Here is a 19,837-nt window from a genome sequence, read left to right as displayed (position 1 = left end):
GTGCAGTTACAGCGTCACCCTTGCGACAGTTCATATTCAGATACCCCCATTGATTGCTTCGCGTGACATCCCCAGAGCCGCGAGGCGCCGCAAGCCTCGAACTGACTACACAACCCGCGCTTTTGGCCGTGATTACCGTGACGGCGGGGCCATGCGCGCGTAATAGCCACTGCACTTATGAAGTGCCACGGTGCCACGCCTTATCCCGCATACGCTGCGTCAGCGGAGTTGAGACCTCCAGGTAGGGAGGAAGACGTGGCTGGCTCCGAAGGAGTCGCAATGCATGGGTGCTCCCTGGTGTACGACCCATGCGTGGGCAAAGGGTTCCCCGTGTGAGCAACGCACCCCAATCTGTACGTACGCGTTGCCATCGCCGAGGAGCCACCATGTGGCGATGGCGGTGGGAAGGCATTGCGCGCCCGGGATGAGCAGTCGCGCAAGCCAGATCAACCATTCCACGCGTTCTTTGAGGACGTCTGACTCCGCGTTGATCCTCAGGTGTCGGACCGCGCGCGGACTTGGGCCTAGTGTTGTGAGATCCGTTTGTGTCGGGGCGGTTGTCAAAACGGCACGACAGAGCGTCCAGATCGCCACATGGAAGGCAAGAAGTTCCCGCTTCGGCAGGCCAAGAACGATCCAGCCGTAGTTCGATAGGCCTGTCGCGCAACGCCAAAGGTGTGCTGCGCGGTCGAAAGAGCGCAGTGGTCTAAGTGGCATGCTGGTGTCCCCACTGGAGAGCCCACTGGTCATAGCACAGCGCGGACCACAGGTTGTCGAAGGCAATGGGCCCGCCCTCGTAGGCAGATGGCGAGTTCAGGCCTTCCCTGTAGTAACTCCTGAGGCGGTCGCCGTCGATGAACGAGTTTCGCGCCGCCAGGAATGATCGGTTGATGGTGTCTTCAATACCGTCGCGCGAACACTGGAGGTTGAACATCACGTTGGCGGTCTGCTCGGCACCACCGTAACGGTGGGCGATTGGCGTTGGAAGAAGCCGTCGAAACGCTTGACGCTGAAAGGCTTTCACTACAGGTGTCCGGCCGAATAGTCGCTGTGGCGTGCTGAGTACTGCGTGGATCAGCTTTGTATCGATGAAGGGATGCCGTCGTTTCAGGTTGTGTGGGGCAAAGACTTCGCGCGCCAGCCACTGCGCTTCTTCCCAGAAATTTGATTCGAACATAAGGCTGTACACTCGTTTCACGATGCGATCTGGGCAGCCCATCTCCAGTAGTGGACGAAATTTGAACTCCCACAGCAGCTCTTGTTCATCGACTCCGACCACAAATGGCGGAAGAAGTGCGAGGGCGCTGTGCTCGGGGATGCAACGGCCGAAGATCCTCGACCACGTCTTTGGGGGCAGGAGTTGCTTGGCCGCGGCGCCGTTGGAGAGTCGTCCGATTGGATAGTCGCGCACGGCGAACAGCTCGTCGCCGCCGAGGCCGTCGAGAACCGTGGAGATCCCGTGAGAGAGGGCTTGCGCGATGACCTTCTGATCGTCAGCCCGGAACAGGCCACGGAACGGTCGGCCTTGACGATGCGCATGTGCGAGTAACGATGCTGGCGCTGATTCGATGGAGACTGCGTTAAGCCCGAATGGCCTCTGGAGGTTGTCGATATAATGACGTTCGTCCGTCTCAGGCGCGTTGGGGTAAGTGTTGGTGAATAGGGTTGGGCGCCGCCCGAGAACGCAGCAGGCGCCGACCACAGCTGAGGAGTCAATTCCTCCGCTGGCGAGTACAGCGATGGACCCCTCGCTGCACGCCGCTACGGACTGCACGAAGGTGTCTGCGACGGATCGCAGCGCTTGGCGGGTGGATACTTCCGCAACATCCCAGAACACCCCCGACCTTCGAGAGAGTCGGATATCGCGTGTTCCGACAGCTACGGTCGCGTCAATACCCGCGGGCACTTGCTTGATGCTCGACCACGGAGTGCGCATCGGTGACAGTCCGAATTGCGCCGCGGGCAGGCCGGTGAGGGACCAGATGGCGAAGCGTTCATCTGGGATGAGCGTGATTCCTAGCGCGTTGCATAACTCTTTGAGAGTTGAGACGTCATCCGAGAACACCCGATACGGGACCTTTGCGTCCAGGTAGTACAGGGGCTCTGTGGGGCTCCATGCGCTTTGTAGCTGCACAGAGGTCAAGTCCGGCTTCAGGCTAAGCGTGGTGCCCGAACTGTAGGGGTCGCCCTCGAACCTGGCGGAAGTAAGTGCGGCCGCCTCGACAGGGAGCTTTATTTCTGTGTGACGAGACGCCAGGCAGACGGTGGATGGCTCGGCGTCTTCTAGCGACAGCGCGAGTTGATCGAGCGTCATCGCATGCGGAGATAGGCATTTCTGCCGAGGGCTGAACCACACTGTTGAGAGCAAGTGGTCAGTCATATCAGACTCCCGCCCCGGGGGGTCTGGCATGCGTATCGTGGGCTGTGGCGGGTTCGCCCCGAATGATGCCCATCAGTTGGGCCGCGCTGCTCACACCGACGACCGCGTAGTCGAAGCAATCCATCTGGAAAAGCTCGGTCAGCACGTAATGGCCGGCGAGATTGTTCGCGGCTGTTCGGCTTAGGTGAGGATTGGTGCATCGAATAGCGCCTCCGGTGTCGATTACCTTTCTGCCGCCGTCGAATGGTTGATTGACCATCACGGCCACATCGCGTTGACGCGCTGCATCGACCGCTCGTCGCATTGCACGACTGTGTAGCGTTGTGGCAGGAATTTGCACAATGCCGAGACCCTCAGTTTTGAGTGCCTGAAAGACCTCTTCAGGCAGCTTGACCGACACTCCGACTTGGCGGACGTATTCCAGATCCTTTATATAGGCCAGCGTGTCGTCGCATTGGAGTCGCTTGATGTCAGTCAGATCGGGGCAATGAAGAAGTAGATTGAAATGCATCCCCGCCATCCGGCGACGTGACTGGGCAGCCGCGAACAGGAGATACTCGCGACTCAGCACTCTGCCGGTGTCGAACGGCACGACCGCATCGGCCGGCAGGTGTCGGAAGTGGCGACCAACGAGTCTTCCGAATTCGTAACGGCGGTTGTAGAAGTTGTATCCGACCTTGGTTGTCACGCCCATCGGGCCGAGTCTCTCGATGAGCAGACGATGTTGCGGCAGAGCGTGCTCGGCGGCACCGAATCCGTATCCGTCGGCCGAATCGATACCTGCGAAACGCATCTGCGCGGCGAGCCCGATGATCGCCGCCACCTGATCGCGCGTCGCCAAGTTTCGCCCCAGCGAGTCCCAGTGGTAAGTGTGAAAATTCGCGGTGCCGATTACGAGTCGGCCCGGATCAATCATTGCCGTGTGCTCGGGTCTAGGCCGGGATGGCGACGAGGCCGCGGCTGGCCAGTTGCTCGATGAAGACGGTGACCTCGTTTTCGACGACGCCACCGAATTCTGATGACAGCTGTTCGACTATGTCAGCGATCTTCGATGGGCGCTCCAGGATTCTCCACACCGCTCCGCCGGTGGCGTTGAACTCAAAATACGAACCAGCCTTCGGATCGAGCAGGATGGCTCTGTCGGCATCGAGTTCGATGAACTCGGCATACTCAGCGCGCGTAACGAGCGAGCGGTCATCGATAGTGGTCATGCTGTCCTCCTTCAGGGTGAAACCGGGTACGAGTCATTGCTGAAATCATCTGCTGCCGAGAACATCTCGAAGTAGTCAGGTGTGGTGTTGAGAAGTGTCGAATGAGGTCCTGATGCCACTATCTGACCGCCTTTCATGAGAACCACACGGTCCACATGCGGTGCGATGTGGAGTCGGTGGCTGACGATGACTGTGGTCTTTCCCCGACACCGCTCCAGAATCTCCATGCTCAGTCGGCGGTCGGCGACGGGATCGAGGGCGGTCGTCGGCTCGTCTATCACTGCCAGGTTCTTGTGCGGTAAGGCGAGGAAGAAACGTGCGATCGCCAGTCGCTGCCATTGACCGCCCGACAGATCGACACCAGCGTTCAGCGTTGTCGAAAGTTCAGTATCCAGACCATTTGTCGCATGTGTCAGCTTGTCGCCTAGGCCTACCCGCTGGAGGACCTCTTCAAGCTCGTCATCGGTGGCATCGGGAACATCAAATGTCAGTGCATCTCGAAACGAAAGAGGTAAACGCGCTGGATCCTGTGCCAAGACAGCTGTACGCCGTCGATGCTCGAGTATCGGGATATTGCGCAGATCGGAGCCATTAAAGAGGATGACTCCGGTGGACGGGTCATACAGGCGGCTGACCAGCTTGCTGACGGTTGTCTTGCCCGCGCCGTTTGCGCCTACAACCAGAGTGCTGGATCCGGGCTCGAGGGACAGCGTGATGTCGTTGAGGGCTTTCACGGACCCGTCGCTGGCATATCCGAAGCCGACATTCTGCAGTTCAATGGCAGGCGGTGTGGGCTCCGCTGGTCCATTGACGGCCGGCGCGGTCGGATCGAGCTCAATACGCGGAACAGTTGACTCGTATTCGCGTAGTCCGTCCAGTTGCTTGGCTGCGCCGACTATCTCGCTCGCGTTGCCGAACACGATGAACAGGCTTCGCCGAAGCTCGGGGATCAACCCGATAAACAGTGCCAGGGTACCGACTGATGCGTCGCCGGCAAGAGTCTTCTGGATCACGTAGCCGTAAGGGATAAGCAGTCCAAACCCGCTGATAAGTGCCAGACCCAGTACCAGATAGGCGCCGCGAGTTCGAACACCCCGTCGTAATCGCAACAGCTCCAATGCATCCGATGTCCACCGCGGCAGCAGTTTGATATGCATGAGATAGGTTCGGATGTCTACGGCGAATCGCGGATTGAGCATCGATGATCGCGTCTCCTGGATGCGATTATTCAACCCGACGTACTCTTGCTCCACGTCCCACGACTTACCCTCGTATCGAAGCTGCATCAGTGTCGCGGGAACCGTCGTCGCTAATATGAGCAGCGGGATCCACAGGCCTAACGAGCCCGCAATGGCCAGGGTTGGTACGACGAGCAGCAAACCAGTGAGCATGTTTGAGACGAGTTGAATGAGGTATTGGCCGTCTGCGGTGGCGTCATTGGCAAGTGTTTGCAACGCTTTAAGTTCTTTATCGTCATAGACGCCAAGGTCGTGGTGCGACAGGGTCTTACGAAGAGTGCGACGCTCAATCTCGAATGCGATCTGGTCGCGCAGCAGTGTTATCTGCAGCAATTGCAACGTCTCGGCCGAGTCAGCGACAACGTTGATGAAGAAGTAGATGAGGATCGGAACCCAAATGCTCGCCGACCAGATGGTGAAGCTGCTGCCTTGGTGCCCGGCGACGTAATCAACGAGGAACTGGATGATGAAGAGCGTCGCCAGGGGAGCTGCAGCCAGCATCATTGCCAACAGCAAGAGCGCGCTCCAGTCACGCTTGCGCAGGCTAACCAACAAGCGCCAGGCGAACAGCAGATAGGGTGGAATCTTCCTGTTGTCTGTCATGAAGCCGCGTGGTCCTTCGCTATCGTCGTGATCCAGTCAAGGCAGATGTCGATGAAGAGGCGCCCGTCATCAGTCAGGCTGGGTTCAGTTTCCAGCGATCGTAGGGACGCGTCGCACTCGGCGAGGAACGAGTCAACCTTGTGTGTAGCGCCATCCCGCAGTTCATCCAGTTCCATGAGATGGACCATCGCATCGCTGACGACGAGTAGGACGTAGATGGCATGGAAGACGCCGTACAAGGGTCTGGGCGCGTCGCGGATCGGTGAGCGGTGTAGCCGCGTGTCGTCTGTCCACAGTTGGTAAGAGTGAAGAATCAGTTCGAACTTATTGTGGGACCACTCGTGAATAATGTGGTCGATCGTGTCGACGATCCGAGGCTCCGGGCGAACGAAGACGAGTCCGGTCGCTCCGGAAACGCTGGTCCCGCTCACCTCCGGATGATCGAAAGCGACGATCGTGTTGGCGAAGCTCGGCAAGTCGACGAGGTCGCGCGGCACATGTCGATTGATAATCTCGGTACACCGCCGAATATTCTCTTCTGCTCTCGTGTCGCTCATCAAAGTGCTTGGTATGGAAGCTGTTTCGATGTCGTCTTGCCGGGCTATGACCTGGTCGAGGATCATTTTGTATGTGCCGTGATGTTCGGGCGGCGCAATACGAACGATGCCGGCTGGGACGGGATGCGCCGCCGCGGCAATCATGTTGCCAAACCCATCTGGTACGGATCTTTCTTCGGTAACCGCGTCGCGCATCACCTGGGACGCGTACTCGAACATTGGATTGGTCAGCTGTCCGTGATGTGTATGGATCTCGGTCAGCATAGAGCGAATGGCTTGCCCATCACCATGTGAAACCAGTTGGCGTGAAATCGCTGTCATACCAGCAATTTTGAACCATCGAGTGAGCTCCCGACGGTATTCGGTCAGCATCGAATCATCAGCGACTGTGCCCCTAAGGCGAGTCTCTAAGTCGGGTTGCATGAATACTGCTCCTTGGGGGGTCGGCGTGGACCGCCAGTTACGGTTGAATCTGAGCCAGAACGCACTACTCAGGTTGAACTACATGATTGCTGCAGATCTGCCCGTGGCGGCAACTCGTCAGTTGCCTAGGCAGGAAACACACCCGTACTGCGTGGGAACTACGGATTGATCGGGCCGGGCTTGCCGCCCCGTTGGGTCCGATCCTTGCCGCTTCCCGCGCCGCCCTTGGTCAGTTCACTCACTGATCCGAGGTCGGTCACGATCGGCTTGCGCCAAGCCTTCACACTGATACCGTTGTTTGCCATGATCATCCCCTTTGCGCGTAAACGGACCACGCCTCCCCGGGTGTAATTTTCGACAGATGGCGCGTTATCTGTCAAGCCCTACGCGCAATCGCAATGAGTTTTAATGGGCACTGGTGCGCTTTTCGGGATCGCGAGCACGGAGAAGGCAACAGTATGAGAGCTAGATAGTGCCAGGTCAGAGGCCTATTGACTTCCTGTCGGGGAGGCTGCATCGGTTGCGTAGTCAATTAATATGATCGTATTGTAATGGGACAATACGGTCATACTGTCGATCGATCGGAATTCGTCGGCCGTCGGGCGTAAGCCGTAAATGCGAAAACGCAGGTCAAGGAGTTACCTGCAACTCCGGTGGTTGCTGTGTGGCATGAAGGGCATGTTCGCCTACGGATCACGTCGCAGGCACTGCTGTCGTGTGTTCCGTAGCGGGTGTTATCGATCGGTGTGGTGCTAGACAGGCGTCTGACAGCGACACCTCGTGCGGCACGTCGGTCATGTCGGTCATGCCGAGACCCTCACCCACCGTTGGCTCCTTATGTTCGTAGGTGCAGTTACTTCGTGTTGTTACGTTGTGCCGTGACCCGGGTGGGTCGGGTGAGGCGAATGATGGTTTGCCGGCCTGCTGGTGCGGCCTGAAAAGACTGGCCGCCCCAGAGAAGTCCAAGCAGGCCGGCGGTGTGCGCCGCCGTGCCGAAACTTGCCGCATGGGGTGACGGGTACGGCGCAGTATGCTGACTCACGCGTCATTTGCGCGGGGGATGGGGGTCTCATGTCGGAGTTGCTGCGGGTGGTGCCTGAACATCTGCACCTGTCTGCGTCGACGGTGGATATGCACGCCGATGACATGCGCACGAAGCACGGCACTGCCGATGGCCGAGTCGAGGAGTCGATGGCTGGATTGCCTGCTGGTGCGGCCGCAGCGCTGAGCGCGAAGGTCGCCGAATGGCAGGCCACTACCGGTGTTCTGTACGGCAACATGGCGGGCCACAGCGACGGCCTACGCATGGGAGCGATGAACTACTCCCAGAACGACGAGACCGGCGCCACCAACATCGCAAACGCCGGCGAGCAGATGCCCGATTCGGGTCTCTGACATTCTGTCGCAGCTGTGGCAGTTTCAGTTGCCGATGTCCATCGGTGGGATGCGGGCGATGTCCGGGAAGTGTTTCACGCGACCCGGAGTCGCGCTGAGGCGGCGTTTGAGGCCGCCAACGGGATTGCGACCTTGCCAGCGTTCGGGACGTGGGGCGGGACGGCGTCGGATGCCGCCAAGAACGCGATTGAAGCCACACGCAAGGATCTTGACGCCCACGGCAACGAGGCACTGGCCGTTGCCCGGGCCGCGAGCAAGGCGGCCGAAGACATCGAGCAGGTCAAGAACGACCTCGCGACGCTGCGCGCAGAAGCGGAAAGCCTCGGTATGGCAATCGATTCTGCGACCAACACCGTTGTTGCGGGGCCGGGTGCCGCGGGTGGGCCCCCGATGGAGATCGAGCTCAAGCGTGAGCAGTTGCAACCCAAGCTCGATGCAATTCTGGCTGAAGCGGCCGCAGCCGATGCGGCACTCACTCAGGCGATCAGCATGGCCACCGGTGACACCCCGATTCCCGATTCGCCCCTCCCTCAATAGCCAAGGACAGCATTGCCTTTCCCGTCGTCCTTCCATCAAGCTGAGTCGCGCCGTGGGCACTTGTCCACGGAATGCTCCGCTCGCGGCGTCTTTAGGCGGTGACGGTACTGCCTATTGCGAAGACAATCCGAGCGGCGACAACGCTCCCGCGCATGTTGAGGATTGGCGTGACATGTCTCTGCCGTCGGGGACGGATTTCAGCGCGATTATCAAAGGATCTGGCGACGTCTGGAAGCAATGGGGATTGCAGGTCCTTGAGCGTGACGGCTTCATGAAGCCGAATCGGTTCGGATACGCGCCCGATGGGTACCTACTGCAGATCGAAGCGCGCCGAGACCCGACGTATCCACCGTCGCTTGTTGGTTCATCACCACACTTCTCCGGAAAACTGAGAAGTCCGAACGTTACGAAGCCGTCCCTGATTTCGCAATCACCGGCCGGGGGATAGCTGCCGAGGCGCTAGGCGACCGGTTTCCTTTCGGCCCCAGCGTTGAGGCTTGATTTGATGGCGGCCCAGGCGGCGTCGGCGCCTTTCCAGAACAGGCGTCCGGCGAGGGACATGTACAGGAAGTACGTGAGGTAGACCGGGACGGTGCCCCACCGGTCGATCCAGTCGGTCAGGCTGGTGATGGCGGCGAAGCCGGCGACGAGCATGGCGAGGCCGGCCAGGAGCGCGCCGAAGTCTTTGAACTGAAACTCTGTGCTGTTGCTTGATGCGTGCATGATTCCCCCGAATCGATAGTGCGGTGGACCGTTGACGTCTGGATGTCGTGACGTTCTGGCCACCGTGTTGATGGTGTCGAAGCGTAGACGCGATTCGCACTGATGTTGCTGTGGGCTAGATCACCGTTCGCTGACGTTCGGTTCTGGCGTCCGTACCCGACTACACCTTGCAGAGCCCGTTTGGTTGATGGACTCCGGTTTGGTGTCGAGGGGGAGATGTCGTGGGGGGATTGTCGGGGTTTGACCTGCAGAGTCTGGGCCTGTGGGGATGGCAAGCAGGTCAGATCGTCGCCCTGTGGGGGGCGTGGTGACGCGGCGCCGTTGTGTGGCGTCAGGCGCGGCCAGCGCGCCTGTCGCCGTCGCGGACGGGCGAACGGTTGTTTGCCCTGGCGCATCCAGCGGCGGGTGGTTGAGGCTGCTCGAAGCATCGCGAGACGAGAGACTGCTGCAGCACGACGAAGCCGCCGCGGGGCCATCGTCGGAGCCAGCGGTTGCTTCACCGTTGGTGTCGAATGCTGGCCGTGCATACCGAGGGCGGCACCGGGCAGTGCCGTCGCGATCGGTCGGTGATCGGGGGCGCTGGCTGCGTCTGGGTGTCGCCGCGGGGCTGACCGCGCTGCTGGTGCCGGTCGCGGGTTTGGTGGTCCCGTTGATCAGCAGCGATCCCACGATCGTGGCGCAGGCGGGGGCGACGCCGAAACCGGGTTCGCCGGGTGGTAATCACTCCAAGCCCGGGGATAACAAGAAGAAGAAAAAGAAGTCCGACAACAAGAAGTCGAACAACAACCGCCAGAGCAACGGCGCGAACGCGCGCGAGTCTTCTGAGGGGGACCGCGCGCCGCACCGGTCCGGGTCGAGCTTTTTTGAGCGGACCAACGCCAACAACCGCTGGAGCGCCGATGGGCCGAATCGTAGTGTGAACAACCGGATTTCCAGCCAAGCCGAGCCTTCGCAGCCGGCGCAGACACCGAGCCAGGTGATCAACGACAATCCCAGCCAGGGACGACAGAACTCCCCGCAGAGCGGCCCGGTGCAGGACACCGCTCCTGCCACGCCAATGCCCCAGACGGCGACACTGCCAGCCGCGCAGCAGAATCCGCGCGTCGTACTGCCAGCACAGGGCGAATACGCGCCCGGTGAGCAGACCACCACCACGGTCACCCCGGCGGCACCGAATGATCCGACCGGGCCCGCGACAGCGCTCGTGGTCGGGTTAGCCGCAGCCGGCGCGGGAGCGGTCTCGCGGCGCAACGGCTCCACCACGCGCACCACGTCATCGGAGCCCTCGCAAGGGGTGCGAGGAGGGTTCAGCGTCACGCATATCGGACAAGCCGATGGGGATCAAACCCTGGTGACTTTGACCGACCCCGACTCACCGACCCGATACGATTTCGACGCCACGAATCTCACTCCCGAGGGCGGTAGCCTGCGCGTCAACCCCGACCGAACAGTGTCCGTCTTGAACGCTGCCGGCGCCGAGACTGGTGATGGTTTCAGCGCCCCGTGGGCGCGCGATGCGACAGGCGTCGCTCAGCCCACGCAGTTCACGGCTCAGGGCACCATGTTGACACAGACGATCTCGCCACGCGCCGACGCGGTGTACCCGATCACTGCCGATCCCGATGAGATGGAGGTCGCCCTGGATGGCGCTGGTGGCAGTACCGGTGTGCGGGTGACACCAGAGAACCTGGCCGCGGCTTTGACCAGCCCACCGCCCGCACCGACGCCAGCAGGATCCGCGGCAGCGCCCACATTCACCCCAAGCCCGCAAGACGTGGCAGTCCTGCGTCAGGTGATGGCCAACGACGGTGTCCCGGCCTCTCAGGTCGACCAGCGGGTCAATCAAGTCGTCGCCGGAGCTGCTCAGCTCAACACCCAGATCGCCAACGACACTCTGCCGCAAGCTTCAGCGGTCCCGACGACCCCAACACCCGAACCCGGCCTAGCAGAAGGCTTCCGTGATACCTGGGACGCCGGAATCCAAGGCATTCAGCCCCTCTTCGGCGCGGCCGGTCCGGGTGCGCCTGGTGTCTTCGAATCCTGGGGCAATCTCGCACAAGGCCTCGCGATGCAAGCCGCCAACCCGCTCGCCCCGCTCTCATCGACGGTCGACCAAGTCACGAACATCATTGATGCCCCCAACGCCGCATACCTCGCGGGACAAGTGGGGGCGCAACTCTCCCAGCAAGTTCCAATGGCGATCTTCAGCGGCGGGGAGGCAGTGGCCGTACAGGGTGCCTCGCGAGCGGTAACCCTGGCCAAAGCGCCTGGGATCTCGTTTACCTCGCGCCAACTAGCATCCAAGTTCAAGCACGCGGGGGATTTCGGCATTGCCGGAAAGTTCAACCCCCAGAATGCGCAACTCTTCCAGCAGGCGCTAAATGCATTTGTCGACGATCCGGCTACGCTGCATATCGCTGGGACCTACAGGGGAGCCCCGACGATACTCAATGTCCAGCCACAGTCAGGCCTTGCAGTCCTACAGCAGGAAGGCGGACAATTCATCAGTGGGTGGAAGTTGAAGGCGGATCAATTGGCGAATGTTCTCATGCGAGGGAGCCTCTAACATGTCGAAAGTAACGATACATCCTTCGTATAGCGTGCTTCTGCAAGATGTGGACAGCTTTCTTGCTGGTGAGATCACCGCCGGTGAATTCGAACGTCGAGTTCTGGACAACGACGTCATTCTCCGGACTTCTGACGGGAGGACCATTGGTTACGATACTTACCAGCAGATGTTCTATGCAGTCGAAGACTATGTAGATGACCCGCAACTGCGCTCCGAGGTTCAGGGTGCTGATGAACATGATCTGGAAAGTGCGGTCAGAATCGCCCGGGAATCCTTTTCGCGTGAGCTAACTACCGCGGGTGTGATCAGTTGATGGGTCTGCTGCACGAATAGGTGACAGTTTTCTCACGCGGCCTGGCTGGCCGGTGTGGTCATGATTGCTTCGTATTCGATCGGGGTCAACCGGCCGAGGGCGAGCTGGCGTCTGCGGCGGTAGTAGGGCTGGCGGGCGAGCTTGAGGACCCGGCACGTCACCGCAACGGGAATCCCGTTGGCGGCGAGCTCTTTCACGAGCGGGTAGAGCCTTTTCCCGGCAGATTGGACTGCGACAAATATGCCGCGGCTCGGCGCAGCACTTCGTTCTCCTGCTCAAGCAGCTTGATCCGCCGGCGGGCCTCCCGCAATTCTGAAGACTCGCTCGTCGTCGTGCCCGGCTTGGCGCCCTCATCGACGTCGGCCTGGCGCATCCAGTTCGACAGTGTGACCGGATGNTCAAGCAGCTTGATCCGCCGGCGGGCCTCCCGCAATTCTGAAGACTCGCTCGTCGTCGTGCCCGGCTTGGCGCCCTCATCGACGTCGGCCTGGCGCATCCAGTTCGACAGTGTGACCGGATGAACCCCGAAATCGGCGGCGATCTGCTCGAGTGTCACCCCGTTCTCACGATTGCGGGCGACCCGCACGACATCGTCGCGGAACTCCTGGGGATACGGGCGTGCCATAGTGACATCCTCTCAGCCCGCCCAGTCTGGGCAAGCGAGCTCGGTGTCACCTGATCATGCAGCAGACCCNCGGGCGACCCGCACGACATCGTCGCGGAACTCCTGGGGATACGGGCGTGCCATAGTGACATCCTCTCAGCCCGCCCAGTCTGGGCAAGCGAGCTCGGTGTCACCTGATCATGCAGCAGACCCGCGATAGATTGTGGCACCCGATGATGGCAACTCCACATCGAAGGACTGGTAACAAATGACAACATCAAGGCACATGGTTCCCGTTGCGTTGTTAGCGGTGGGATCGGTCATGCTGATAGTTGGATCGGTCGTCGGCGCGGTGTCTGGCACTTCCCTTGTTTGGGTATGTGTGGAGGGATTAGTGGGCGTGTATTCGTTGAGCCTCGCGATATACCTCTTTCGAAAACGTCGGAGGTCGGGTCGAGGCGATTAAACGTGGTGTCCTGCTCATCGCGGTCATGATCACTGCCTCAGCATGCGGCGGTCCTCACGCAGGGGATACCACCACTACGTCGACGCCGGCAGCGGTGGATTTCAGCCATATCCCTGGGCAGTACCCACCGCAAGCCACGAACGTCCCTGGAGAATCTGTAGCCCCGGTGGGGGCGTGCGTCAGCTTTGACGGGCCGAGCAACAACGCCACACTCAGGATTGTTGAATGCGGATCGCCGACGAACGGCTATACGGTGATCCAACGGGTGTATACGCCCGACCAGTGCCCGCCAGATGTGGCTCAGAAGTTCTACATGAACGCCGATGAGGGCCAAGTTACTGCTTGCCTGGACTATGCATGGAAAAGCGCAGACTGCTTGAGTATCGGGAAGGTGACCGCTATCCGCGCCAAATGCGAAGACACCACCATGCCGAACCGTGAGAAGCCGCTCAAAGTCATCCTGAACACCACCACCAATGCCGACTGCCCCACTGGGGGGTTCCCGCACCCGGTGCGCAAGTTCACGGTGTGTACGGAGACGCAATAGTTAAGGCGTTCGGACCGGAGGTGAGTCGCCGCAACAGTTGCTTTTGTTCGGTGCCTGGCATATCGGGCCGATTCGAGCTTTGTGACGTTGGTGATCCGCCGGAGTTCTGCAGGGGGCCAATGGCGATCGCAGAAACGAGATGGATAGGCGTGAAGTACACGCCGAAGCGTGACTGAGGATCGGTGCTTCAATGACAGCCGGCGTAAGGGAACAGCGGCGACGGTGGATCGAGGCGGCAAAGCACGTGGCCGTTGGGAGTTGGGCCGATATTCCTTGTCCTGCAAATGATGACGACTTTCTCGAGACCTAAGTGAGTGAGTGGTGTTCTGACCTGGCTGCCACATTCAGATCTGGTAGGGCATTTCGCCACGCTGCTCCCCGCCGGGCTTAGTGCGCCAGGCCGTCCGCGGCACGGTTCAGTCGAGCCTCCAGCATCAGGAGGCTTTTCTCGATCAGCCGACGCTCCGCGACGTCGAGGTCGCCGACGGCGGCATCTTCGAGTTCGGCCCAGATGCTCTCGACACGTTGGCGCAGCGGGATGCTTGCCGGAGTGGGTTCGATCAACGAGGCCCGCTTGTCTGCTGGAGTGGCCACGCGGCGGACGAACCCCGCGTTTTCCAGCCGTCGGATCGTCCTTGTCATCGTGGCGGCATCCGAGTCCAGCACACGTACCAGGTCGACCTGGCGTTGCGGCCCGGTCTGCCACAGGTGCATCATCACGATCTCCTGCCCGGGGTGCAGGCCCACCTCGCGCAGCAGATGCCCGGCGATCATCCGGTGCAGACGCGCCACGCGGAAGATGGCGTGACTGATGGGGCCGCTCTCCGCGGCCGCGGGCAGCGGAACGCTGGAATCGAGCGGGGCCGCGGTTCGGCGGTCGGTGGGTTTCATGTTCGAGCAGTTTACTCCCAGGTCGCGCGGCTGAAGAGCCAGATCTCCTGCGATACAGCAGGGAATTTGGTGCGGCGGGGAATGACTTCCGAGATTTAGCTGTTCGAACAGGTAACCGGGTGCAATCGCGTACCGGGATGTGGAACACAAGGTCACAACCTGTGGCCGTTGCGAGAAGCCACGACGAAGGGACAGTCATGACCACTGCTTTCGACCCCATTACGGTCGGCGCCACCGAACTGAGGAACCGCATCGTGATGTCACCGATGACGCGCAGCCGCGCGTACGGACCGGGCGCGTCACCGACTCCGAGCATGGCCGAGTACTACGCGCAACGGGCCAGCGCCGGATTGATCATCACCGAGGGCACTCAGCCGTCGGTAATCGGTCAGGGTTACCCGAACACCCCCGGTCTGCATGCGGCTGAGCAGGTGCAGGCGTGGAAGGCAGTCACCGATGCGGTGCACGCGAACGGCGGCGTCATCTTCGCCCAGCTGATGCACACCGGCCGTATCGGCCACCCGAGCTTGCTTCCGGCGGGGATGGTTCCCGTCGGTCCGTCACCCGTGACCCCAGCCGGAGAGGTGTTCACCCTCGACGGCCCGAAGCCGTACGTGACGCCCCGGGAACTCACCGAGGAACAGATCACCGAGACGGTGTACGACTTCGCCGCGGCGGCCCGCAACGCCATCGCGGCGGGCTTCGACGGCGTCGAGGTCCATGGCGCCAACGGCTATCTGCTGCACCAGTTCCTGTCGACCAATGCCAACGTGCGTGACGATCGGTGGGGCGGTTCGGTGGCGAATCGCATTCGACTGATCGTGCGCGTCGTCGACGCCGTGGCAGCCGCGATCGGCTCTGAACGTGTGGGACTGCGCATCTCGCCGAACAACCCGCTCAACGACATTCGCGAAGATGATTACCGTGATACCTATCTCGCGCTGGTCGATGCCTTGGCGCCGAGGGGACTGGCCTACCTGCACCTCCTCGAAACGGGTGATCGCGACTTCACCCACGAACTGCGCCGGCGGTTCGGCGGGACCTTCGTGCTCAATCCGGCAACCCCGGGTGAGATCACCGGTCCGGGTGAACTCGGTCTGGTCGAGGATGGCACCGCCGATCTGCTGGCCTTCGGTGCGGCGTTCTTGGCCAACCCCGATCTGCCCCGGCGTCTCGCGACCGGTGCCCCGCTGAACGCACCCGACCGCGCCACCTTCTACGGCGGCGACGACCGCGGATACACCGACTATCCCGCACTCGACACCGCGCCGACCCCAGCGTGAGCTGACTCAGGAGAAGAGACAGACATGAGTACGACATTCGACGGTCGCGTCGCCCTGATCACCGGAGGAAGCCGCGGCATCGGCGCCGCCATCGCGCGCCGCCTGGCCGAGGCGGGCGCCACCGTCGCCATCAACTACCGCTCCAACGCCGGCGCTGCCGACGAGCTCGTCGAGGAACTGCGCGCACACGGGCACCGCGCCGAAGCGTTCGGCGGCGACGTCACCGACCCCGCCCGAATCGCCGACGTGGTCGCCAGGGTCGTCGAGGAGTTCGGAGCCCTGCACCTGCTGGCGAGCAATGCCGGCATCGAGCATTTCGCCCCGCTGGCCGACATCACCCTCGCCGACTTCGAGAACGTCTTCCGTACCAATGTCGGCGGCCAGCTGTTCGCGGTGCAGGCTGCGGCCGCCGTCATGCCGCCCGGCAGCCGGATCGTGCTCACGTCTTCGGTCAGTGCCCGTATCGCGGTCCACCGCCACACGCTGTACGCCGCCAGCAAGGCTGCGGTCAGCGCCATGGCGCTCAACCTCGCACCGGAACTGGCAGAGGCGGGCATCGCCATCAACGCTGTGGCGCCCGGCGGAACCGCCACCGACATGGCAGCCGAGAACGGTGCGGACTATGTCCATCCCGCGCTGGCCGGCGTCGAACCACAGCAGGTGACTCGTTCGATGAATGCCCTGGGCCGACTCGCGCGGCCCGACGAGATCGCCGACGCGGTCGCGTTCCTGCTGTCGCAGAACGCTTCCTACATCACCGGTTCGACGCTCGACGTGGCCGGCGGGTGGATGCGATGATGCGCACGGAACGGAACGGGGACCCGATATGACCGACTATGGACGAGAGCTACGTTTCGGGGTGTTCGTGACCCCCAGTCCGGATCTTCTCGACAACAGCTATGCGATCGCCGATCTCGCCGACGAACACCTGGACTTCATTGGGGTACAGGACCATCCGTATCAGAAGCACTTCCTTGACGCCTGGGCGTTCATGGCGACGCTGCTGGCGCGCACCGAGCGGGTGCGGGTGGTGCCCGACGTGGCCAACCTGCCGCTGCACAACCCTGCGGTCATCGCCAAGGCGGCGGCAAGCCTGGATGTCATCTCCGGCGGCCGGATGGAACTGGCTCTTGGCGCCGGGGCGTTCTGGGACGCGGTCGTTGCCATGGGTGGACCGCGGCGCTCGCCGGGGGAGGCCGCCCAGGCGCTGCGCGACGCCGTCGAGGTGACGCGACTGATGTGGTCGGGGCAGCGGTCTGTCAGTTACGACGGGGAGTTCTACCGGCTCAAGGGTTTACACCCGGGGCCGCAGCCGGCCCACGACATGCAGATCTGGCTGGGCGTCGGCGGACCAAAGCTGCTGCGCTACCTCGGCAGCCATGCCGACGGGTGGCTTCCGTCGAACTCCTACTTCCCGCCAGCGGCACTTCCAGCAATGAACGCCCAGATCGACCGCGGTGCCGCCGAGGCGGGCCGCAATCCAGGTTCGATTGTGCGGGCCTACAACGTGTTCGGCGAGATCGGCACGGATGCATCCGGAGATCCGTTCCGGGGAACGGTGTCGCAGTGGACCGATAACCTGACGATGCTCGCCGTCGAGGCCGGAATGGACACCTTCATCTACGGTGCGCCCGACGACGACCTCACCCAGACGCGACGCTTCGCCGAGGGGGTCGTGCCCGCGGTGCGTCAAGCGGTCGCCGAGCATCGCCGGTGAGGCGGCGATAGCCACCGCTGCGCTACGGCGTCCCCTTCGACGCCAATGGTCGTGCAGCACCTGGCCTCGTGTGGACACCCCGTGTCAGGCCGGCGGCGCGGTTGCGGCACCGATCGTGGACAGGATGGCCTCGCGGGCGTCGGGGTCGCTGATCACACTGCGCGCCACCGCGGTCAGGTGAATCCGGTGGGCCTGTGCGTAGCCGCGCAGCAGGCCGAACGCGTTCTCGACCGAGACGTGCAGTCGCTCGGACAGGAAACCCTTGGCCTGCTCCACCACGACGCGACTGGTCAACGCGGTCTGCAAACGTGGCACCACGGTCGCCGGCGTGGGGGCGTGATCCTGCAGAATCGCCACGCACGCGACGTGGGCCAGAGTCTGGGCCACCAGCAGGTCGGCCTCGTTGAGGTCGCCGGTGTCGGCACCGAACAAGCCGAGCGTGCCCAACACCGTGCCGGCCGCGCGCATCGGTACGGCATGGACGGATGCGAACCCGGCCTCGGTGGCTGCCGGCACGAACCGCGGCCACCTGTGCGCCTCGAGAGGAAGATCCGGGACCGAAACGGGTCGTCCGCCGGCAAAGCAGTCCAGGCAGGGACCTTCCTCCGCCTGTAGTTGAAACAGCTCCAGATCGCTGGACTGCTCTGAGGTCGCTGCCATCAGGTGCAATTGCCGGTGCGGGTCGGCGAGCAGCAGACCGGCCGCATCCACGTCGAGAAGCGCCGCGCAACGGTGGGTGAGGTCGGTCAGGTTCTCGACCAGGTCGAAATCATCGAGCAGGCCGTCCACCAGAGACACCACTGCTTCGAGTACGCGGGTCTCCCGCGGTGCCTCGGTCATGACAGGTCCCTTCCCGCGCCGGTCATCAGTCGGCCTCCAGTCGCAGCCGCCGGGCCAGAATGTCGCGGGCCACCTCGGTGGCGCTGCGATTGGTCGCGTAGGCATGTGCGCGCAGCCGAACGAGCGCAGTGTGGGCCGGGATGTTGAGTTGAGCCATGATCATGCCGGTGGCCTGGCTCACCTCCGCCCGGGTCAGCACGTTGAACTCCGACCACGCGTCGCTCCCGGGGATGACGGCTGAGTCGTGCAGCTTCCGATCGAGCAGATCAAGCATCGGGATCCGCGCCAGTTCGGCGGCCGCCATTACACCGGCTACCTGCTGGGGCGCCAACCCGATCGGATCCGCCTGGAAGAAGTCCAAGGCGCCGACGAACTCGCCCGCCACCACGATCGGCATGGCGTAGACCCCATGTATGCGATTGGCGAGCATTGCCGGACCGTATGCAGGCCAACGAATTTCGGAAGGATCAGCCAGATCGACGGACACCACCGGCGCACGGCGGGCGACGGCATCCAGACAAGGTCCCTCGCCGTAGGTGAACTGCGCTTCGTCGTACCGGCGGGCCGCGGCACCGCTGGCGCCGAGCGTCCCGTGGTTGGTGCCGTCGAACACCAGGGATATCGCGGCGGCGTCGATGCCCAGCAGTGCCACACACGACTCGCACAGCCGGTCTGCGGCAGCCGAGCCGCGATGCTCACCCATTGCGGCCAGCAGCGATTCCTCGATGGTGGCCACCGTCAGGCCACCGCGCCTGGGTCGTGGGGAACCGCGATGCACTTCGTCATCATCGTCCCCTCAATTCACGTGCCCTCTTTGCAGGCTACTCGTCACCGGTGGTGAGCCGGTGGCGGGAACTCGGCGGTAATCAGTGCCTGCGCGACGTCAACCACCTTGCTGTTCGATATCTGGGACAGGCTCTTCAGCAATTCGAAAGCGCGGACGGCATCGACCCGATACCGCTCCATGATCATGCCCTTTGCCTGACCGATGAGGTCGCGGCTGGCCAGGGCACTGCGAAATTGCTCCTGACGCCGTACGACTGCCCATGCGAGCGAAACATGGGTGGCGAAGATCAGTCCGAGTTCGACGGATTCGTCGTCGAACGCGTATGACCGTTCGGCGTAAAAGTTCAACGCACCCATCGTGGGACCGTCCGCGAACAACTCGAAGGCCATCACCGAACGGATGGGACTCTGGCTCAACACATCGTGTCGGTAGCGGGGCCAGCGATGATCGGTTTCGAGGTCGCGGATGTGCATCGTGGCGTGCTCCCAGGCGGCCGAGACACAGGGGCCTTCCTGGTAGCGCTGCTGGATCTCGTCCAACAGCGCGGGATAACGATGCGAAGCCGCCACCGTGGTGATGCCGGCCGCACGGTCGGCCACCGTGATGCCCGCATACTGGGCGCCGGCCACGTGTTCGCATGCGCTGTCGATCAAGTCGCGAAGTCCGGCGGCCTCCGGTGCGGTACCACGATGGACCTCAGCCACCAGCGCCGCGAGCTGTGCGGCGATGGACTGCGGGTACGTGGGCACACCG

22 protein-coding genes are annotated in these 19,837 nt (G+C 62.2%); 8 read left to right on the top strand and 14 right to left on the bottom strand.

Features of this window, described 5'->3' with window-relative positions; genetic code table 11:
* Positions 1-219 precede the first annotated feature (219 nt).
* The 7 genes from H7J86_RS33570 to H7J86_RS06375 all read right to left on the bottom strand — a co-directional run bounded on the left by H7J86_RS33570 (position 220) and on the right by H7J86_RS06375 (position 6,717).
* Positions 220-717, bottom strand: coding sequence for a lasso peptide biosynthesis B2 protein (locus H7J86_RS33570; protein WP_170847163.1), 498 nt, complete (start codon positions 715-717; stop codon positions 220-222).
* A complete protein-coding gene (locus tag H7J86_RS06400; RefSeq protein ID WP_267289967.1) occupies positions 707-2,314 on the bottom strand; it encodes an asparagine synthase-related protein in 1,608 nt (535 codons plus the stop codon). Before H7J86_RS06400 ends, H7J86_RS33570 begins: the two co-directional genes overlap by 11 nt.
* A gap of 67 nt (positions 2,315-2,381) precedes the next feature.
* Entirely contained in the window at positions 2,382-3,296 is a 915-nt protein-coding gene (locus tag H7J86_RS06395) for an aldo/keto reductase (RefSeq protein WP_267289965.1), read from the bottom strand.
* Positions 3,297-3,312: 16 nt separating this feature from the next.
* A complete protein-coding gene (locus H7J86_RS06390) occupies positions 3,313-3,591 on the bottom strand; it encodes a PqqD family protein (RefSeq protein ID WP_090355197.1) in 279 nt (92 codons plus the stop codon).
* Positions 3,592-3,602: 11 nt separating this feature from the next.
* The gene (locus H7J86_RS06385; protein ID WP_090355191.1) at positions 3,603-5,432 is read right to left on the bottom strand and encodes an ATP-binding cassette domain-containing protein; all 1,830 of its coding nucleotides are present in this window, start codon (positions 5,430-5,432) and stop codon (positions 3,603-3,605) included.
* Entirely contained in the window at positions 5,429-6,361 is a 933-nt protein-coding gene (locus tag H7J86_RS06380; protein ID WP_170847161.1) for an aKG-HExxH-type peptide beta-hydroxylase, read from the bottom strand. Before H7J86_RS06380 ends, H7J86_RS06385 begins: the two co-directional genes overlap by 4 nt.
* 209 nt (positions 6,362-6,570) lie before the next feature.
* The gene (locus H7J86_RS06375; RefSeq protein WP_170847160.1) at positions 6,571-6,717 is read right to left on the bottom strand and encodes a lasso RiPP family leader peptide-containing protein; all 147 of its coding nucleotides are present in this window, start codon (positions 6,715-6,717) and stop codon (positions 6,571-6,573) included.
* A gap of 766 nt (positions 6,718-7,483) precedes the next feature.
* Here H7J86_RS06375 and H7J86_RS06370 point away from each other — a divergent pair.
* Together H7J86_RS06370 and H7J86_RS06365 are read left to right on the top strand one after the other, a co-directional pair.
* Positions 7,484-7,807, top strand: coding sequence for a type VII secretion target (locus H7J86_RS06370; RefSeq protein WP_090355185.1), 324 nt, complete (start codon positions 7,484-7,486; stop codon positions 7,805-7,807).
* Positions 7,808-7,822: 15 nt separating this feature from the next.
* The gene (locus tag H7J86_RS06365; protein WP_139169871.1) at positions 7,823-8,344 is read left to right on the top strand and encodes an Rv0964c family protein; all 522 of its coding nucleotides are present in this window, start codon (positions 7,823-7,825) and stop codon (positions 8,342-8,344) included.
* Between the two features lie 459 nt (positions 8,345-8,803).
* Here H7J86_RS06365 and H7J86_RS06360 read toward each other — a convergent pair whose 3' ends face one another.
* Complete coding sequence (locus H7J86_RS06360; protein WP_090355180.1) at positions 8,804-9,067, bottom strand: hypothetical protein; 264 nt, start codon at positions 9,065-9,067, stop codon at positions 8,804-8,806.
* A gap of 547 nt (positions 9,068-9,614) precedes the next feature.
* Between H7J86_RS06360 and H7J86_RS33355 the strand changes: the two genes are divergently transcribed.
* Together H7J86_RS33355 and H7J86_RS06350 are read left to right on the top strand one after the other, a co-directional pair.
* Positions 9,615-11,633 carry a colicin D domain-containing protein gene (locus tag H7J86_RS33355; protein ID WP_267289963.1) on the top strand — a complete coding sequence of 673 codons (2,019 nt, stop codon included), beginning with the start codon at positions 9,615-9,617 and terminating at the stop codon, positions 11,631-11,633.
* A 1-nt stretch (position 11,634) separates the two neighbouring features.
* Positions 11,635-11,949: a hypothetical protein gene (locus tag H7J86_RS06350; RefSeq protein ID WP_267289961.1), complete on the top strand. Its 315-nt coding sequence runs from the start codon at positions 11,635-11,637 to the stop codon at positions 11,947-11,949.
* A gap of 32 nt (positions 11,950-11,981) precedes the next feature.
* Here the strand turns inward: H7J86_RS06350 and H7J86_RS33565 are convergent, their stop codons facing one another.
* The gene (locus H7J86_RS33565) at positions 11,982-12,146 is read right to left on the bottom strand and encodes a hypothetical protein (protein ID WP_372517225.1); all 165 of its coding nucleotides are present in this window, start codon (positions 12,144-12,146) and stop codon (positions 11,982-11,984) included.
* Entirely contained in the window at positions 12,143-12,574 is a 432-nt protein-coding gene (locus H7J86_RS33560; protein ID WP_372517224.1) for a transposase, read from the bottom strand. The genes H7J86_RS33565 and H7J86_RS33560 overlap by 4 nt, the downstream gene beginning before the upstream one ends.
* A 539-nt stretch (positions 12,575-13,113) precedes the next feature.
* Here H7J86_RS33560 and H7J86_RS06335 point away from each other — a divergent pair.
* On the top strand, positions 13,114-13,566 hold the full coding sequence (locus tag H7J86_RS06335; RefSeq protein WP_267289959.1) for an LppU/SCO3897 family protein: 453 nt from the start codon (positions 13,114-13,116) through the stop codon (positions 13,564-13,566).
* 387 nt (positions 13,567-13,953) lie between these two features.
* Here H7J86_RS06335 and H7J86_RS06330 read toward each other — a convergent pair whose 3' ends face one another.
* Positions 13,954-14,457, bottom strand: coding sequence for a MarR family winged helix-turn-helix transcriptional regulator (locus H7J86_RS06330; protein ID WP_187098785.1), 504 nt, complete (start codon positions 14,455-14,457; stop codon positions 13,954-13,956).
* Between the two features lie 197 nt (positions 14,458-14,654).
* On the opposite strand from H7J86_RS06330, the gene H7J86_RS06325 reads away from it, so the two are divergent.
* The 3 genes from H7J86_RS06325 to H7J86_RS06315 are packed head-to-tail and all read left to right on the top strand — an operon-like array spanning position 14,655 to position 17,457.
* Complete coding sequence (locus H7J86_RS06325; protein ID WP_267289957.1) at positions 14,655-15,740, top strand: alkene reductase; 1,086 nt, start codon at positions 14,655-14,657, stop codon at positions 15,738-15,740.
* 24 nt (positions 15,741-15,764) lie between these two features.
* The gene (locus H7J86_RS06320) at positions 15,765-16,538 is read left to right on the top strand and encodes an SDR family NAD(P)-dependent oxidoreductase (protein WP_090355166.1); all 774 of its coding nucleotides are present in this window, start codon (positions 15,765-15,767) and stop codon (positions 16,536-16,538) included.
* Between the two features lie 28 nt (positions 16,539-16,566).
* On the top strand, positions 16,567-17,457 hold the full coding sequence (locus tag H7J86_RS06315) for an LLM class flavin-dependent oxidoreductase (protein WP_187098788.1): 891 nt from the start codon (positions 16,567-16,569) through the stop codon (positions 17,455-17,457).
* Between the two features lie 84 nt (positions 17,458-17,541).
* On the opposite strand, the gene H7J86_RS06310 is transcribed toward H7J86_RS06315, so the two are convergent.
* The 3 genes from H7J86_RS06310 to H7J86_RS06300 all read right to left on the bottom strand — a co-directional run bounded on the left by H7J86_RS06310 (position 17,542) and on the right by H7J86_RS06300 (position 19,833).
* The gene (locus H7J86_RS06310; protein WP_267289955.1) at positions 17,542-18,297 is read right to left on the bottom strand and encodes a GAF and ANTAR domain-containing protein; all 756 of its coding nucleotides are present in this window, start codon (positions 18,295-18,297) and stop codon (positions 17,542-17,544) included.
* Positions 18,298-18,322: 25 nt separating this feature from the next.
* Positions 18,323-19,000, bottom strand: coding sequence for a GAF and ANTAR domain-containing protein (locus H7J86_RS06305; protein ID WP_267290615.1), 678 nt, complete (start codon positions 18,998-19,000; stop codon positions 18,323-18,325).
* Between the two features lie 125 nt (positions 19,001-19,125).
* A complete protein-coding gene (locus H7J86_RS06300; protein WP_090355159.1) occupies positions 19,126-19,833 on the bottom strand; it encodes a GAF and ANTAR domain-containing protein in 708 nt (235 codons plus the stop codon).
* Positions 19,834-19,837 lie beyond the last annotated feature (4 nt).

It is taken from the genome of Mycobacterium hackensackense, from assembly GCF_025822555.1.
Taxonomy (GTDB): domain Bacteria; phylum Actinomycetota; class Actinomycetes; order Mycobacteriales; family Mycobacteriaceae; genus Mycobacterium; species Mycobacterium fluoranthenivorans.
This window is presented reverse-complemented; position numbering and strand designations above follow the sequence as displayed.

What these genes read in the sequence shown, in the direction of transcription:
- H7J86_RS06320 (WP_090355166.1), top strand. Translation starts at nt 15,765, where the DNA reads ATGAGTACGACATTCGACGGTCGCGTCGCCCTGATCACCGGAGGAAGC.
- H7J86_RS06400 (WP_267289967.1), bottom strand. Translation starts at nt 2,314, where the DNA reads ATGACGCTCGATCAACTCGCGCTGTCGCTAGAAGACGCCGAGCCATCC.
- H7J86_RS33570 (WP_170847163.1), bottom strand. Translation starts at nt 717, where the DNA reads ATGCCACTTAGACCACTGCGCTCTTTCGACCGCGCAGCACACCTTTGG.
- H7J86_RS06360 (WP_090355180.1), bottom strand. Translation starts at nt 9,067, where the DNA reads ATGCACGCATCAAGCAACAGCACAGAGTTTCAGTTCAAAGACTTCGGC.
- H7J86_RS06305 (WP_267290615.1), bottom strand. Translation starts at nt 19,000, where the DNA reads ATGGGTGAGCATCGCGGCTCGGCTGCCGCAGACCGGCTGTGCGAGTCG.
- H7J86_RS06325 (WP_267289957.1), top strand. Translation starts at nt 14,655, where the DNA reads ATGACCACTGCTTTCGACCCCATTACGGTCGGCGCCACCGAACTGAGG.
- H7J86_RS06330 (WP_187098785.1), bottom strand. Translation starts at nt 14,457, where the DNA reads ATGAAACCCACCGACCGCCGAACCGCGGCCCCGCTCGATTCCAGCGTT.
- H7J86_RS06395 (WP_267289965.1), bottom strand. Translation starts at nt 3,296, where the DNA reads ATGATTGATCCGGGCCGACTCGTAATCGGCACCGCGAATTTTCACACT.
- H7J86_RS06310 (WP_267289955.1), bottom strand. Translation starts at nt 18,297, where the DNA reads ATGACCGAGGCACCGCGGGAGACCCGCGTACTCGAAGCAGTGGTGTCT.
- H7J86_RS06380 (WP_170847161.1), bottom strand. Translation starts at nt 6,361, where the DNA reads ATGCTGACCGAATACCGTCGGGAGCTCACTCGATGGTTCAAAATTGCT.
- H7J86_RS06350 (WP_267289961.1), top strand. Translation starts at nt 11,635, where the DNA reads ATGTCGAAAGTAACGATACATCCTTCGTATAGCGTGCTTCTGCAAGAT.
- H7J86_RS06385 (WP_090355191.1), bottom strand. Translation starts at nt 5,432, where the DNA reads ATGACAGACAACAGGAAGATTCCACCCTATCTGCTGTTCGCCTGGCGC.
- H7J86_RS06315 (WP_187098788.1), top strand. Translation starts at nt 16,567, where the DNA reads ATGACCGACTATGGACGAGAGCTACGTTTCGGGGTGTTCGTGACCCCC.
- H7J86_RS06390 (WP_090355197.1), bottom strand. Translation starts at nt 3,591, where the DNA reads ATGACCACTATCGATGACCGCTCGCTCGTTACGCGCGCTGAGTATGCC.
- H7J86_RS06370 (WP_090355185.1), top strand. Translation starts at nt 7,484, where the DNA reads ATGTCGGAGTTGCTGCGGGTGGTGCCTGAACATCTGCACCTGTCTGCG.
- H7J86_RS06375 (WP_170847160.1), bottom strand. Translation starts at nt 6,717, where the DNA reads ATGGCAAACAACGGTATCAGTGTGAAGGCTTGGCGCAAGCCGATCGTG.